Annotated in this window: 17 protein-coding genes and 1 tRNA gene; 11 read left to right on the top strand and 7 right to left on the bottom strand. The window is 52.5% G+C overall.

All coding sequences use genetic code 11. The annotated features are described in order from the left end of the window. Nucleotides 1-75 precede the first annotated feature (75 nt). Nucleotides 76-2,130: a DNA helicase IV gene (gene helD, locus ENTCL_RS14095; protein ID WP_013366816.1), complete on the top strand. Its 2,055-nt coding sequence runs from the start codon at nucleotides 76-78 to the stop codon at nucleotides 2,128-2,130. 34 nt (nucleotides 2,131-2,164) lie between these two features. Here helD and mgsA read toward each other — a convergent pair whose 3' ends face one another. Further along, entirely contained in the window at nucleotides 2,165-2,623 is a 459-nt protein-coding gene (gene mgsA, locus ENTCL_RS14090; protein WP_013366815.1) for a methylglyoxal synthase, read from the bottom strand. A 96-nt stretch (nucleotides 2,624-2,719) separates the two neighbouring features. After that, nucleotides 2,720-3,313 (bottom strand): DUF2057 family protein, encoded by a 594-nt coding sequence (locus ENTCL_RS14085; protein ID WP_013366814.1) that lies wholly within the window; start codon nucleotides 3,311-3,313, stop codon nucleotides 2,720-2,722. Nucleotides 3,314-3,487: 174 nt separating this feature from the next. Between ENTCL_RS14085 and ENTCL_RS14080 the strand changes: the two genes are divergently transcribed. After that, a complete protein-coding gene (locus ENTCL_RS14080) occupies nucleotides 3,488-3,901 on the top strand; it encodes a CoA-binding protein (RefSeq protein WP_013366813.1) in 414 nt (137 codons plus the stop codon). Between the two features lie 33 nt (nucleotides 3,902-3,934). Here ENTCL_RS14080 and hspQ read toward each other — a convergent pair whose 3' ends face one another. Together hspQ and rlmI are read right to left on the bottom strand one after the other, a co-directional pair. Further along, nucleotides 3,935-4,252, bottom strand: a complete 318-nt coding sequence (hspQ, locus tag ENTCL_RS14075; protein WP_013366812.1) for a heat shock protein HspQ — start codon at nucleotides 4,250-4,252, stop codon at nucleotides 3,935-3,937. 60 nt (nucleotides 4,253-4,312) lie between these two features. Next, entirely contained in the window at nucleotides 4,313-5,503 is a 1,191-nt protein-coding gene (rlmI, locus tag ENTCL_RS14070) for a 23S rRNA (cytosine(1962)-C(5))-methyltransferase RlmI (protein WP_013366811.1), read from the bottom strand. A 94-nt stretch (nucleotides 5,504-5,597) separates the two neighbouring features. Between rlmI and yccX the strand changes: the two genes are divergently transcribed. After that, the gene (gene yccX / locus ENTCL_RS14065; RefSeq protein WP_013366810.1) at nucleotides 5,598-5,879 is read left to right on the top strand and encodes an acylphosphatase; all 282 of its coding nucleotides are present in this window, start codon (nucleotides 5,598-5,600) and stop codon (nucleotides 5,877-5,879) included. On the opposite strand, the gene tusE is transcribed toward yccX, so the two are convergent. After that, entirely contained in the window at nucleotides 5,876-6,205 is a 330-nt protein-coding gene (gene tusE / locus ENTCL_RS14060) for a sulfurtransferase TusE (protein ID WP_013366809.1), read from the bottom strand. The genes yccX and tusE overlap by 4 nt on opposite strands. Nucleotides 6,206-6,293: 88 nt before the next feature. Beyond that, nucleotides 6,294-6,953 carry an FtsH protease modulator YccA gene (gene yccA / locus ENTCL_RS14055; RefSeq protein WP_013366808.1) on the bottom strand — a complete coding sequence of 220 codons (660 nt, stop codon included), beginning with the start codon at nucleotides 6,951-6,953 and terminating at the stop codon, nucleotides 6,294-6,296. Between the two features lie 275 nt (nucleotides 6,954-7,228). On the opposite strand from yccA, the gene ENTCL_RS14050 reads away from it, so the two are divergent. The 8 genes from ENTCL_RS14050 (at nucleotide 7,229) to ENTCL_RS14020 (ending at nucleotide 14,604) form a co-directional block, all read left to right on the top strand. Further along, nucleotides 7,229-8,851 carry an ABC transporter substrate-binding protein gene (locus ENTCL_RS14050; protein WP_013366807.1) on the top strand — a complete coding sequence of 541 codons (1,623 nt, stop codon included), beginning with the start codon at nucleotides 7,229-7,231 and terminating at the stop codon, nucleotides 8,849-8,851. Nucleotides 8,852-8,989: 138 nt separating this feature from the next. Beyond that, nucleotides 8,990-9,077 (top strand) — tRNA-Ser (locus tag ENTCL_RS14045). 324 nt (nucleotides 9,078-9,401) lie between these two features. Next, complete coding sequence (locus ENTCL_RS14040) at nucleotides 9,402-9,722, top strand: MoaF-related domain-containing protein (RefSeq protein ID WP_013366806.1); 321 nt, start codon at nucleotides 9,402-9,404, stop codon at nucleotides 9,720-9,722. Nucleotides 9,723-10,034: 312 nt separating this feature from the next. Further along, a complete protein-coding gene (locus tag ENTCL_RS23080; protein WP_013366805.1) occupies nucleotides 10,035-10,874 on the top strand; it encodes a winged helix-turn-helix domain-containing protein in 840 nt (279 codons plus the stop codon). Further along, complete coding sequence (locus ENTCL_RS23075) at nucleotides 10,867-11,352, top strand: hypothetical protein (RefSeq protein WP_013366804.1); 486 nt, start codon at nucleotides 10,867-10,869, stop codon at nucleotides 11,350-11,352. Before ENTCL_RS23080 ends, ENTCL_RS23075 begins: the two co-directional genes overlap by 8 nt. A 153-nt stretch (nucleotides 11,353-11,505) precedes the next feature. Beyond that, nucleotides 11,506-13,020, top strand: a complete 1,515-nt coding sequence (locus tag ENTCL_RS14030) for an EAL domain-containing protein (protein WP_013366803.1) — start codon at nucleotides 11,506-11,508, stop codon at nucleotides 13,018-13,020. 262 nt (nucleotides 13,021-13,282) lie between these two features. Then, nucleotides 13,283-13,495, top strand: a complete 213-nt coding sequence (locus ENTCL_RS14025) for a YdgH/BhsA/McbA-like domain containing protein (RefSeq protein WP_013366802.1) — start codon at nucleotides 13,283-13,285, stop codon at nucleotides 13,493-13,495. 11 nt (nucleotides 13,496-13,506) lie between these two features. Then, nucleotides 13,507-14,604: an alkene reductase gene (locus ENTCL_RS14020; protein WP_013366801.1), complete on the top strand. Its 1,098-nt coding sequence runs from the start codon at nucleotides 13,507-13,509 to the stop codon at nucleotides 14,602-14,604. A gap of 53 nt (nucleotides 14,605-14,657) precedes the next feature. Here ENTCL_RS14020 and ENTCL_RS14015 read toward each other — a convergent pair whose 3' ends face one another. After that, nucleotides 14,658-15,347 carry a VIT1/CCC1 transporter family protein gene (locus tag ENTCL_RS14015; RefSeq protein ID WP_013366800.1) on the bottom strand — a complete coding sequence of 230 codons (690 nt, stop codon included), beginning with the start codon at nucleotides 15,345-15,347 and terminating at the stop codon, nucleotides 14,658-14,660. Nucleotides 15,348-15,417: the final 70 nt, after the last annotated feature.

The raw sequence follows: 15,417 nt of genomic DNA, 5'->3' as shown, positions 1-15,417 counted from the left end.
TTTTTTGGGCTGGAGCACCTGGTATCTGGCGGTTACACTGTCTGACATAAGTATAAAACCGGGATTTGGCAAGACATGGAACTAAAAGCAACAACGCTGGGCAAGCGCATGGCGCAGCACCCGTACGATCGCGTGGAACTTCTTAATGCCGGTGTGAAGGTCTCTGGCGATCGCCATGAATATCTTATTCCTTTTAATCAGCTGACCGAGATTCACTGCCGGCGGGGGCTTGTCTGGGGAGAGCTGGAGTTCGTGCTGCCCGAGGATAAAGTGGTGCGCTTACACGGCACCGAATGGGCGGAAACGCAGCGCTTTCATCGTCACCTGCAGGCCCGCTGGCAGCAGTGGAGCGACGAGATGAGCACGATTGCCGCCGATCTGCTGCAGCAGCAGCTGGCGGTGATTGCCCGCCATACGACGGAAGGCAAGTGGTTAACCCGTCAGGCGATCGCCAGCCTGCGCCAGAACATCCTCGGCGCGCTGGAAGGGCTGCCGATTCCCACCCGTCGTCTTGATACTTTTGCGAACTGCCGCGAGCTGTGGCGGCAGTGCCAGGCCTGGCTACAGGATATGGACGCCAGTCGTTTGCAGCATAACCAGGCGTTTACCGAAACGATGCTGGCGCAATATGCGGCGTTTTTTGAACATATTGAATCCTCACCGCTCAATCCGGCGCAGGCCCGTTCAGTAGTGAACGGCGAACGCTCTCTGCTGGTGCTGGCGGGCGCCGGAAGCGGAAAAACGTCGGTGCTGGTGGCGCGGGCGGGCTGGCTGATGACCCGTGGCGAAGCCGCCGCGGAGCAGATCCTGCTGCTGGCCTTCGGCCGTAAGGCGGCGCAGGAGATGGACGAACGTATTCGCGAGCGTCTCAACACCGATGCGATTTCAGCGCAAACCTTCCACGCCCTCGCGCTGCATATCATCCGGCAGGGGAGCAAGAAAGTTCCCACTATTAGCAGGCTTGAAAACGATACCGCGGCGCGTCAGACGCTGCTGATCAAAAGCTGGCAGCAGCAGTGCCAGGAGAAAAAAGCGCAGGCGAAAGGCTGGCGGCAGTGGCTGGAAGAGGAGATGGGCTGGCAGGTGCCGGAGGGCGACTACTGGCGCAATGAAACACTGCAGAAGCGGCTGGCGGGCAGGCTTGACCGCTGGGTCGGGCTGATGCGCATGCACGGCGGCTCGCAGGCGGAGATGATTGCTGCGGCCCCGGACGAGGTGCGCGAACGTTTCGGCAAACGCGTCAAGCTGATGGCGCCGCTGCTGAAGGCCTGGAAAACCGCGCTGAAAGATGAAAATGCGGTGGATTTTTCCGGGCTTATTCACCAGGCTGTCAACGTGCTGGAGAAGGGGCGCTTCGTCAGCCCATGGAAGCATATTCTCGTCGACGAGTTTCAGGACATTTCGCCGCAGCGGGCGGCGCTGCTGGCGGCGCTGCGCCAGCAAAACTCGCAGACGACGCTGTTTGCCGTCGGCGACGACTGGCAGGCTATCTATCGCTTTAGCGGCGCGCAGCTGTCGCTCACCACCGCGTTTAATCACTATTTCGGCGAGGGCGATCTCTGTGCGCTGGACACCACCTACCGCTTTAACGGGCGTATCGGCGAAATTGCCAACCGCTTTATTCAGCAAAACCCGCATCAGCTGAACAAACCGCTGAACAGCCTGACCGCTGGGGATAAGAAAGCCGTGACGCTGCTTACGGATAATCAGCTGGATGCCCTGCTCGATAAGCTCAGCGGCTACGCCAGGCCGAATGAGCGGATCCTGATTCTGGCGCGCTACCATCACCTGAAACCGGCCGCGCTGGAGAAAGCCGCAACGCGCTGGCCGCATCTGCTGATTGATTTTATGACGATTCACGCCAGCAAAGGCCAGCAGGCGGATTACGTTATCGTGCTGGGGCTACAGCAGGGGCAGGATGCGTTTCCCGCGCCCGCGCGCGAGTCCATCATGGAACAGGCGCTGTTGCCGCAGGAAGAGGATTTTCCGGACGCCGAAGAGCGGCGTCTGCTGTACGTGGCGCTGACCCGCGCGCGTCAGCGCGTGTGGCTGCTGTACAACAAAGAGGAGCCCTCGGTATTCGTAGAAGCGCTGGCGGAACTTGGCGTTCCCACGCTGCGTAAGCCATAAAAATCAGCCCGGCGAACGCTCACCGGGCTGACGATTACTTCAGGCGTTCAGAGAGATAGCGCTGGTAGTCGGGGATCTGAATATCAACGGCGTCGTTAAAATGCGGTGACTGGATAATAAAATCCGCCGTCGCGACGTTAGTGGCCACCGGAATGTTCCACACCGTCGCCAGGCGCAGCAGCGCTTTGACATCCGGATCGTGCGGTACCGCGTTGAGCGGATCCCAAAAGAAGATCAGCACATCTATCTTGCCTTCAGCGATCAGCGCACCGACCTGCTGGTCCCCGCCCATCGGGCCGCTCAGCATCGCATTGACCTCAAGGCCGGTTGCGCGCGAGACCAGGTTGCCGGTCGTGCCGGTGCCGTACAGAACGTGCTTGGCCAGCAGCGGCTGGTGCCGCTCGACCCAGGATTTTAACATCTGCTTGCAGTGATCGTGCGCCACCAGCGCGATGTGTTTACGCTCGGGCAGCGTACGTGTAGTCAGTTCCATCGTTTTATTCCACCAGTTCAGATGCAGACAGATTACTGGAAGTGACTGCCGCTGCAAGTCGCCGGGATGAAAAATATGATGCGCGGCGTCATGATATCAGGACGAAGGCTGCCTTTTTGCCCACTCCAGAAAGCGATGGCGGGTCTGCGGGTCGGCGAGTTCAAACCAGTGTTTCAGACGTTGCTCGGTCAGGGACTGCGGCTGCCAGGCCGCCGCGGCGGGAGGCGGATTTGTCTGGTTATAGAGACGGGCGGCTTTTTCATAATCGATGTCGTCGCCGGCCTGGGTGATGGCGAGAATACTGAGCTTTGCCGGAATCGGCGCCGCATTGCCGTCCAGCAGTTTTACCGAGGGGGCGAAGGTGAACGTTTGCGCGTCGAGCAGCGTTTCCAGCTCCGGCAGGCTGAAGTTGACCTGGTTTATCTGTCGGGAGTCGAAACTGGCGATCAGCACTGGCGAGACATACAGCTGGCGATTATTGTCGGGCAGGCGCACCATCCTCTCAACCCTAAACACGAGCTGATGCGGGCCGTTATCCAGCTCAATACTTTCCGCGCCGCGCAGCAGCAGGCTGGACACTTCCTTACCGTCCAGCACCAGCAGGTCCACATCGCCGGACAAATGCAGCGTAGTGGCAATGGCGCCTGCAGGCAGCAAAAGCAGATACAGCGTCATGATGATGGCTTTCATTCATCTCTCCAGATAAAGACATGTCCCACCATTAGAGTGTATCAAAACTTTACAAAATTGATTTTTATTAACATCCGGACATACTGTGACGCACTGCGCTGAGACTCGGACAGGGCTGAATGGCTGGCGGGTCGGGATTGTCGTACACTTTGCAAAAGAGCCCGGAGGATAATGATGAAAGAGAACGATATTGCAGGCATTTTAACATCTACGCGCACGATTGCGCTGGTGGGCGCGAGTGATAAACCCGACCGTCCCAGCTACCGGGTGATGAAGTATTTGCTGGATCAGGGCTACCGCGTGATTCCGGTATCGCCGAAGGTGGCCGGGAAAACCCTGCTGGGCCAGCAAGGATACGGCACGCTGGCGGAGGTGCCGGAGAGCGTGGACATGGTGGACGTTTTTCGCAATTCTGAAGCGGCATGGGGCGTCGCGCAGGAGGCTATCGCCATCGGCGCCAAAACGCTGTGGATGCAGCTTGGCGTTATCAACGAACAGGCGGCGGTGCTTGCCCGGGAGGCGGGGCTTAACGTGGTGATGGACAAGTGTCCGGCGATTGAAATTCCGCGGCTTGGGCTGGCGAAATAAATAACGATAAACCCCGCGGATGCGGGGTTTATTTTAATTACGTAAACGCGGTGCCTGAAGCTGTCGGCGGATGGTTCTCGCCAGCTCATCCATGGACGGTTGTTCAGGATGCTCATCGCTCGCCTCGCTCTTTAGCTGGGCTTCAGCGAGATAGGTATGAACCGGCTGGCCATCGTCATCCTCCATGACCACGTGGTACCAGGGCGCGGCTCGCAGATCGTCGTTAACCGCTACTTCATCCGCTGACGGGTCATCCAGGGAGTATTCCGGGTCGATATCAACCACCACGCCCAGATAACCCAACAGGGAATGGCGGACCTGTTGGCCAATACCGAATTTGCTGGCAATCATAGTCACCTCCCGGGAAACATTACTGACACTGAATATGCGGGCAATGTTTCGCTTTTCAAGTTACATGACGCGACAGGCAAACCCTTTCAGATACAGCCCTTCCGGGTAGGTAGCAATCACCGGGTGATCGGCCGCCTGACGGAACTGCTCTATAAATTGTACATCACGCCCGGCATCTATTGCGGCGTCCGCAATGATTTTCTGAAATAAATCTGTGGTCATCAGCCCCGAGCAGGAGAAGGTCAGCAGCACGCCGCCCGGATTCAGCAGCTGGATGGCCAGCATATTGATATCTTTGTAGCCGCGGCAGGCGCCCTGCAGCTGGTTTTTGTTTTCCACAAACTTCGGCGGATCCATGACGATCACGTCGAAGGTTTCGCCCTGATCGCGGTATTTACGCAGCAGTTTGAAGACGTCATCACGGACAAACCCGGCTTTGCTGAGATCCAGCTTGTTAAGTTCGACGTTCTGCTTCGCCACGTCGAGCGCGTCCTGCGAGGTATCCACGCTAATCACCTGACGGCAGCCGCCCATCAGCGCGGAAACGGCGAAGCCACCGGTATAGGAGAAGCAGTTCAGTACGCGCTTATCGGCAACATAGCGGCGGGTGGCGAGACGGCTGTCGCGCTGGTCAAGGTAATAACCGGTTTTATGACCGCCCTGGATATCGACCAGCAGCTTCATACCGTGCTCTTCGATAGGCAGCAGGGCAGGCGGCAGCTCGCCGGTGACAGGGCCCTGAGTCAGCTCCATCCCCTCTTTTTTACGTACCGCAACGTCGCTGCGATCGTAGATGGCGCACTCCGGATACAGCGTCTGCAGCGCATTGATAAGCGGCGCGCGCTGATACTCAGCGCCAGCGCTCAGCAGCTGCAGCACCAGAAAGTTGCCGAAACGGTCGATGGTCACGCCCGGCAGCCCGTCGGATTCACCGGCGATCAGGCGGTAGCTGTCCAGGCCGTCCCGCTCGGCAAGCCAGCTGCGCCAGGTCTGCGCCTGCTGCAGGCGGCGGACAAAGAAATCGATATCAATGGCTTCGTTTTGCTCAAACGTCCAGACGCGGGCGCGAATCTGCGACGCCGGAGAATACGCGCCGCGGGCTAACCATTTACCCTGGTGGTCGACGATATCAATGGTTTCACCGAGAGAGGCTTTACCCTCCATACGCGCCACGGCGCCGGAAAAAACCCAGGGATGGCGGCGCAGCAAGGATTTCTCGCGGCCTTTGGCTAACACTAAACGTACGCTCATAATTTGCTATTCTGACGGTTTGAAGAAAATGGGCGCCATTTTCCTGGCTTCAGCCGGGAAATGCAATGAACAACGCTACGACAGGAGCATAATGATGGCACAGGTCTGCACGATCGCATGGGTACACGGTCTGGTTCAAGGCGTCGGGTTTCGCTACAGCGCGCAGCGGGAAGCGCTGCGGCTGGGGTTAACCGGCTATGCGCGTAATCTGGATGATGGCAGCGTTGAGGTGCTGGCCTGCGGCGACGCCGCGCAGGTTGAAACGCTTATCGCCTGGCTGAAAGCGGGCGGCCCGCGCAGCGCCCGGGTCGATCGCGTGCTGGTGGAGCCCTACCACAGCGATAAGCGCTGGGAGCGGTTTGATATTCGCTATTAAATACACTTCACCGGCTTCGGCAGCCCGGCGATTTTTGTCGCCTGCTTGGCCGGGCCTTTCGGAAACAGACGGTAGAGATAGCGGCTGTTGCCTTTCTCTTCGCCAAATTTGTTCGCCATCGCCTTTACCAGCATACGGATGGCGGGCGAGGTATTAAATTCCAGATAAAACTCACGCACGAAACGCACGACTTCCCAGTGTTCCGGGGAAAGGGCGATCGCTTCCTGCCGGGCGATGACTTCCGCCAGCGCTTCGCTCCACTGCGTGCTGTCCTTGAGATAGCCGTCGTTGTCGGTCTCTATCTCTTTACCTTCAAAGTTCAACATAGTTATTCGCAATATGAATCAAAAACCGGGGCAGTGTAGCAAAAAACAAAACCCCGCATAAGCGGGGTTTTGCGGGGCTCGTCAGCGGTTAGTCGCGGCTGGCGAAGCCGAGGATGCTCAGCAGGCTGACGAAGATGTTGTAGAGCGACACGTACAGGCTCACCGTGGCGCGAATATAGTTGGTTTCACCGCCGTGGATGATGTTGCTGGTCTCAAGCAGGATAGCGCCGGAAGAGATCAGGATGAACACCGCGCTGATTGCCAGGTGCAGCGCCGGCAGCTGCAGGAAGATGTTTGCCACCATGCCAATCAGTACAACCACGATACCGGCCATCAGCATACCGCCGATAAACGACATGTCTTTACGGGTGGTCAGCACATAGGCCGAGCAGCAGAAGAAGACCAGCGCCGTACCGCCCAGCGCCAGCGCGATCACGTCGCCCATGCCTGCAGACAGGTAGGCGTTGAGGATTGGGCCGAGGATGTATCCCAGGAAACCGGTGAAGGCAAATGCCGCCAGAATACCGGCAGGTTTGTTGGCCAGCTTATAGGTCAGGAACATCAGACCATACATACCCACCAGCGTCAGGATCAGACCCGGCGACGGCAGCATCAGCACGGTGCTGGCGGTAGCGGTAATCGCCGAAAACGCCAGCGTCAGGCTCAGCAGAAAATAGGTATTACGCAGGACTTTATGCGTGCTAAGAAGCGACGAACGGTCACGCGACGAGGTAATAATACGATCCATAGTGTCACTCTCTTTATGATGACAGATGTAATAGCGTCAAAGAATATGAAAACAAAGCGGAAAGCTCCAGTTGTTTTACCCATCTTTACCGACCCTGCCGCGCAGAAATCCAGCAGATTATAGCGATGATGATTTATCCGGCAGCAGGAATGTGGTTTTTTGCCGATGCGCCAGATCGAGATCTTATAGGTTACTGAAAAACATTGCGTTATTGGCAATGCGCCGCTAAGACTGAAGGCGGTGTCAACAATAATGAAATCAATAAGGCAATGGATATGAAACCACACAATCGCATCACCTCCGGCCTGCTGGCCGCCGGTCTTCTTGGTAGCGCCACGCTGTCCTCTGCCGCCGTGATTCCCGAAGGAACTGTGCTGGCGGAGAAGCAAGAGCTGGTCAGGAACAACGGCAGCGAACCGACATCGCTCGACCCGCACAAAGTAGAAAGCGACGTCGAATTCAATATTATCAGCGATTTATTCGAAGGACTGGTCAGCGTCTCGCCGACAGGGAAGATTCAGCCGCGGCTGGCGGAGAAATGGGAGAACAAGGATAACACGGTCTGGACGTTTCATTTGCGTCCCGGCGTCACCTGGTCCGACGGTACGGCAATTACGGCGCCGGATATCGTCTGGAGCTGGCAACGTCTGGTCGATCCAAAAACGGTATCCCCTTACGCCAGCTACCCCGGCAACATGCATATCGTTAACGCAGCGGACATTGCTCAGGGCAAAATGGCGCCAGATACGCTGGGTGTGAAGGCGCTGGACGACACGACCCTCCAGGTGACGTTAAACCAGCCGAACGCCGCGTTTCTGGCGATGCTGGCGCATCCGTCGCTGGTGCCTGTCGATAAAGTGCTGATCGCCCGCTTTGGCGATAAGTGGACCAAGCCGGAGCACTTCGTCAGCAGCGGCGCCTATAAGCTCTCGCAGTGGGTGGTGAACGAACGCATCGTCGCGGAGCGCAACCCGCTGTACTGGGACAATGCGCATACCGCGATCAACAAGGTCACCTATCTGCCGATAAGCTCGGACGCCGCCGATGTGAACCGTTATAAGGCCGGTGAGATTGATATTACCTATACGGTACCTATCAATCAGTTTACCCAGCTGAAAAAAACGATGGGCGAGCAGCTGAACGTTTCACCGCAGCTGGCGACCTACTACTACGAGTTCAACACCACGAAACCGCCGTTTAATGACCCGCGAGTCCGCCAGGCGCTGAATATGGCGCTGGATAAAGACATTATCGCGGACAAAGTGCTGGGGCAGGGGCAGCGTGCGGCCTGGGTCATCAGCCAGCCGGATATCGGCGGGGTCACGATACATAACCCGGAGTACGCCAGCTGGCCGATGGACAAGCGCATCAGTGAGGCGAAAAAGCTGCTGAACGAGGCCGGGTTTAACGACAGCCATCCGCTGACGTTTAACCTGCTGTACAACACCTCGGAATCGCATCAGCGTATCGCCATTGCGGCAAGCTCCATGTGGAAGAAAAACCTCGGCGTGGACGCGAAGCTGCAAAACCAGGAGTGGAAGACCATGCTCGACAGCATGCACACCCATAATTTTGACGTGGTGCGCTACGCGTGGATCGCCGACTACGATGACGCGGCAACCTTCCTGAATAACTTCCGGACCGGCGACAGCGAAAATACCTCCCAGTACAGCAATCCGGCCTATGACGAGGCGCTGCGCAACGCCGCGAAAGCGCCGGATGTCGCGATGCGCGGTAAATATTACCAGCAGGCCGAAGACCTGCTGGCGCAGGATGTGCCCGCTATTCCGGTATATCACTATGTCCGCACGCATCTGGTGAAACCCTGGGTCGGCGGATTTACCCCGGATAAGCTCGGCTATTACTACACCAAAGACATGTACATTAAAAAGCACTAAGCGTGGGATGTTGTGCTGATAAAATGGTCAACATGTTGTTATTTCAATCGATTAACGGCATTTTGGCTGTTTTTCAGGCAAACGAACGCATTCGGGCTTTACACGGCGCATCGAGGTGTTTATAGTGCGCCTCATTCCGGAAGTGTGGCCGAGCGGTTGAAGGCACCGGTCTTGAAAACCGGCGACCCGAAAGGGTTCCAGAGTTCGAATCTCTGCGCTTCCGCCAGATTAAACAAGGGGTTACCGAAAGGTAACCCCTTTGTTTTTTTGGCTGTTGGTATACTCTTCATAAGCCTCTGTCGAAGCATTCCGTTGGGACGTTTGGCCTGACAGTCCGCCGTCACCTCAGCCTTATGGCCGGTCGGATGACCAACCCTTCATACCTGAGAGTTGAACCCGGCTTTTGTTCTGCTTTGTGAACAAAAACGGAATAGTCTATTGCTCATTACGCTATTTATCCCTTCAATGCCCGGCCCTTATCATTACGGCCAGATCTCATGCGATGTCATTGAGCCATTAAGCCGTAATACCAGATAATATCGGAGCCGCCATGTCGAAATCATTCCCCTATGCCAACAGAAAATTTAAATTGCAAATGGATAATGGGTTAGAAGTCACTAATGCCTACTCAGGCGATGGTAAAACGCTGAATATAGAGTTCCTGAATGGAGCGCTAAAGGGTACGGCAATGTCGGTCCCTTTTACATGGAAGGCCGTAACGGATAAACACTTCCTGATTTCATGGCAAGAAACGGATAAATCCACGGTGGTACATTGCGACAATTTTGCAGATAAAAAATCATATGCATATTACACTATGATGGATGGTAGTTTCTTCGTGATGGAAGGCGTTATTGAGGAAATGGCGTAAGCATTAATCCGGAAAGTATCATGCTTTCCGGGTATTTGTGCTATAACGATGTCAACGCTCAGCGTTTGTGACTACCGTTGGCGCAGCGGGTCCTTGTCGGAGAATCTGCAGTGCTTGCACGCCGCCACCTCGGTTAGCAGAATCCACCGCAATATGATATTGGCTATAATACAACCTGGCCTCAACAAACATCGGTTTTCTAACGGAAAATTTATCGCCGTATTTACTTAATTACAATTTCTCTGCTAATATAAGAAGGGTAATTACAGTGCTAAATCTAGGCTGAATGTTTTATTATAGGTGATCTAATGTATGTTCTGGATAATTAACGATAGCGTAAAATTCGCGCCTGAGAATAAAGTCATTGTATCTTTGATAAATCCTGAATTAAGCGCTGTGCTCACAACGCCTGCATCTCGTTGCTTTGAGATTTTATTAGAATCGTACCCGGAAGTCGTATCTCATAAAGATATTTTTGACTATGTATGGGGCGAGGAGGGCGCGAGTGTTCCATTAAATACATTGTACCAGAACATATCGATTATCAGGCGCGGATTAGCCGAAACCAGTGAAAATCGTGATTCAGTGATTATCACCGTGCCGCGTAAAGGTTTTCAAATTGGCGGGAACACAAAGGTTACCCGTAGCTCCGTTGATGAAAATTCTACATCCAGCACACAAGAAACCGCGGTATCAAATGAACCAACGGGTTCAGAACATACGGCTTCCGTAGCAGATGAATCCCATAAAAAAAGCAAAAATACAAGATACACATTTCAGTATCGGCGATTTTTTATCAAACCAGTTAATATACTCATCGCAATGGCGCTTACCATAGTTGCTGTTGTTTTTTTTCACCTGCAATGGCACGAAAGCGCAAAGAATTTTTTCGATGACTATAAATTGCAACAGGTGGAAAATGGTTGTCATTATATTTCAAAGAATGAGGGTATTAGCGATCATAATAATTTTGAGAAATTTAAAAACATTATAAAAAATACCGGAGTCGATTGTAAGAGATACCCATGGATTTATTTTTCTTCCTCTATGTCAACACCTGTCGTCACGGCTCTGCTTTGTAAGGACCCCTACGAGGATATATCGAGCACTGACTGTACTACCCTGATCATTCGAGGTGTTATTCGTGACTAAATACTTGACATCACTATACCTTCTTTTGTTTCTCATTACAGGTATTTCGTTAACATGGTTCTATCATATCTGGAAAAGCAAACCCTATGATAGAGAAACGTGCGCTATATCTAGCGTTGTCTTCCAGGGCGATAAGCGAGCCGATATTTCTATTGTATTCACTTATGAATTGAAACTGAAAACAGGTGTTGTGTCGATAAGTGGGACATACTCTCGTGATAATAAAGTCATTGGTCTCATCAGACGAGATGTATCATATACCTGGACGGAAAATAAAGACTCATTTCAATTTTACTCTGTAAAAACAGCTAAAATAGCTAATAATGATACTATCTCTGATGCTGAGCTTAGCGAACTGGTTCCTGACTTTTATGTTTATCCTCAAAGAAAAATACTCTATTCCATCCTGGATCAGGGGCCGCGAGGTTATCTTTTTACTATTGGGAAACGTCCTGTCTTTTTCTGTGTGAAACTGTAAAGAGCATGCATGACACGAGGCATTGGCGTTTTTTACCCGGTGCACGTGTCAGCGCTTAGCTCCGGTAGGTGGTATCATGGGCATGTTTTTGCGCTATTAGCATTCTTATTTCCATTGCACTATAATGATAAAAATCTCTGACTGGTGGCGTTAATGGATATCAAAAGTTTAAATAAAAGAATCTTAATCTCTTTTATAACGACACTTTCTCTTTTTCTCCTGTCATCATCAGTTCTTTATATCCAGTCTGTTTATTCATTGAAATCAATCACAAAGAATAATCTGAATCAAATTACTCAGCAGTTAGATCGAATGATCGGTTATGCTGAAAATGCATTGAATCGTGCAGATAAATATGCAGGTTCAGACTGTAGTAAGGAAACGCTTGAAGCACTAAGGGTATTGGAAGCCAATACGCCTAATATACGAAGTATTAATCTTATTAGTAACGGACACACCTATTGCTCATCAATTTATGGTGAAACGTCAGAACTAAAGCAAGAGTATTCTGAAACCAGGCTTTCTGTTTATATAAGTAAGGTAATAAATCCGGGGGTTCCTTTTGTTGTACTAAATCATTACTCGCAGGAGAGTAAAAAAGGCGTAGTGGCCACTATCGATGGATTTTATATCTACAATGTGCTTTCTATGGCAAGGGTGAATTTCCCTGTGTATCTCAGGATTGGTGATGATGTTATATCCTCATTGTCAAATAACATTGTTAATAAACAAAATATAGCAATTAATGGCTATCTTCATGTACAGAAGCCCAGTCAGGAAAATTACCTTGTGTACTCTGATTATTCATTCAGAGATACGTGGCTGTATTTTATAAGCAACGAGAAAACGTCTTTAATCCTGATTGCTATGTTCTCCGTTTTAGCTGGCTCGTCCTTGTTTTATTTTTCCGGCAAGGAGCCTCACCCGAAAGAAGCGCTTAAAAGAGCAATTAAGAAGAATGAGATCGTTCCCTGGATACAACCTATTTTTAACAGAGATGCAAAAGTGTGTGGTGGCGAAATTCTCGCGAGATGGCTACATCCCGAAAAAGGAGTCATCGCCCCTGATAACTTTATACCCGTTGCGGAGGAAAACGATCTCATCATTCCGCTGACGCGTAGTTTATTAAAACAGGTGCAACACCAGCTAAAAGACACGATCACTGCTTTGCCCGATGGGTTTCATGTGGCTTTTAATATTAGCCCTGATTATTTCAATCATGATTTTTTGATTGATGATGTTGATGATTTTTTAGTTGGATTTAAAGAGAGAAAGCCGATAGTTGTTTTAGAGGTCACCGAAAGGCAGCAATTAAATGATGATATCAATATGAATATTATAAATCATCTAAGAGACAAAAACATAATGATTGCGCTTGATGATTTCGGTACGGGATATTCCAGCTTAAGTTACCTTAAAAACTGTAAGTTTGACTATATTAAGATAGATAAATCATTCACCCAAGATATCATCAGTAAGACTCATATTGGCAATATTGTGAAAAACATTATTGAGCTTTCTAACTCAGTCGGCGCAAAAAATATCGCTGAGGGTGTTGAAACCACCGAACAATTTGAAGAGCTAAAATCGCTGAATGTAGAGTTTTATCAAGGGTATTTATTTTCCAGACCAATATCCATGGATGATTTCAAAGATAAATACCTATGATTTTCGCCATCTGTAATCACGGTTAAGCACTGTTCCCCGGACTATTCCTTCACTTTTTTTCCTCCAGTCAGGTGATTTTCGCTGTTTTTGGCCGAAAAAAGGCCGCGGATCGCGTATCGCTCACCGGGCGTCGATATGCCATTATTAACAAAAATAGAATAGTCTATTGCTATTTGTATCATTTATGTCATTAGCCAACCGGCGTACGCTTTCCCCATCTCATTACCGGACATTACGATTTCAACAAATCCAGGATACAACCATGAAAACTATGACCACACTAATTGCTGCTTCCCTTTTATCCGTTATCGCATCTGGCGCGTATGCCCAGAGCGTGACGGCCACAGGCTCTACCCTTGATACCGCCGAAGCGGCAATTGCAAAAAAAGCCAAAGAGATGCACGCCTCTGAATACAAAATTACCAGTGCGCATATGGGCAACACCGTCACGATGAGCGCTGAGCTGTATAAATAAGGAAGGATGCCATGTTATTTGAAAACTACGCGCTGAATAATCTGCGGTTACAAAACCGTATCGTCATGCCTCCGATGACGCGCTCTCGTGCCGGGGAAGGCGATGTGGCTACTGAGATGATGGCGGAGTATTACGCGCAGCGCGCCAGCGCTGGGCTTATCATCAGCGAGGGCACCCAGATAAGCCGCCAGGGTCAGGGCTATGCCTGGACGCCGGGTATGTACTCTGATGCGCAAATCGCGGGCTGGAAAAAAGTAACCGACGCGGTGCATAAGGCGGGCGGGAAAATCTTCGCCCAGCTGTGGCATGTGGGTCGCGTATCGCACACCGTACTGCAGCCGGAGGGGGCCGCGCCGGTATCTTCCTCCGCCATTCAGGTTGACGGCGTGAAAGTGTTTGTCGACGTTGAAGGACGGGGTCCGCAAAGCGGGGTGGGCGCGATGGTGCAACACTCTATGCCGCGTGCGCTGACGGTTGAAGAGATCCCCGCTATTGTGAACGACTATGCGCAGGCGGCCCGTAATGCCATCGAGGCCGGTTTTGACGGTATCGAACTCCATGGCGCAAACGGCTATCTGATCAACCAGTTTATTGATTCCCAGGCCAATCTGCGAGACGACGAGTACGGCGGCGCGCTACAGAACCGCCTGCGCTTTATGAAGGAGGTGGTGGAAGCCGTCTCTGCGGCAATTGGTAAAGAGCGCGTAGGGATTCGCCTGGCGCCGCTCACCACGCTGATGGGGTCGAAAGACGACACCCCGGAAGCGACCTACCTGGCCGCCGCCTGCGTGTTGAACGAGATTGGCATCGCTTATATCCACATTGCCGAAGCCGACTGGGAAGATGCGCCGGTAATGCCTGCCGCATTTAAAGAGGCGCTGCGTATTATTTTCCACGGCGCGCTGATTTACTCCGGAAAATACACCCGGGCGCGTGCAGAAGAGGCGCTGGCAAACGGCTGGGCGGATCTGATTGGTTTTGGTCGTCCGTTCATTGCCAACCCGGATCTCCCGCACCGTCTGGCGAACGACATCCCCCTGAATGCGCCGATCGCCGGGCAGTTCTTCGGCGGTGGGAAAGAAGGGTATGTGGATTATCCGACCGCATAACCCATAAGAGTTCCGGTACAGGCGTGATAGCGCCTGTACCGGCTTTGCGCTTATCAGACCAGCACATGACCGGCGAGGGAACCGACTCCCATCGATAACGCCATCGCCATTGAGCTCCAGAAGGTGATCCTGATGATGGCCTTTAGCGCCGGCGCTTTGCTCGCCGCCGATGAGATATAGCCCAGGATAGCCAGGGAAAAAAGCGTGGACAGGATGATGAAAGGTAAAACCAGCTCGACGGGGCTTAACCAGGCGACAACGACGGGTAAAACCGCACCGGCAGAAAAACTGAGCGCCGAAAAAATCGCAGCCTGAAGAGGCCGCGCCGAATTTATATCCGACAGCCCCAGCTCTTCCCGGGCGTGAGCGTCCAGGGCATCCTGCGCCATAAGCTGCTCCGCGACCCGGCGGGCAAGGGCAGGTTCAAGACCTCGTTGTATATATATCGACGTCAGTTCTGCTACTTCACCGTCATAGTCCGTCGCCAGCTCTTTTTTTTCCTGCGCCAGCGCGGCCTTTTCCGTGTCTGCTTGCGATGAAACGGAGACATATTCTCCTGTCGCCATCGACATCGCGCCAGCAACCAGCCCGGCGCACCCTGCCAGTAATACCCCTGAGGATGACGTATTTGCCGATGCGACGCCGAGGACAAGACTGGCCGTTGAAACGATGCCATCGTTCGCGCCAAGCACCGCGGCCCTGAGCCATCCCACCCTGCCAATCGTGTGTCGTTCCCGATGCATGGTTCTGTTATCCATTCTGCCGCTGTTGTGAACACTATAGCACCGCGAAATAACCGCTGTCCTTGAGAGG

It is taken from the genome of [Enterobacter] lignolyticus SCF1, from assembly GCF_000164865.1.
Classification (GTDB): Bacteria; Pseudomonadota; Gammaproteobacteria; order Enterobacterales; family Enterobacteriaceae; genus Enterobacter_B; species Enterobacter_B lignolyticus.
Note: the sequence above shows the minus strand (reverse complement) of the source record. Positions and strands in the feature narration are given on the sequence as shown.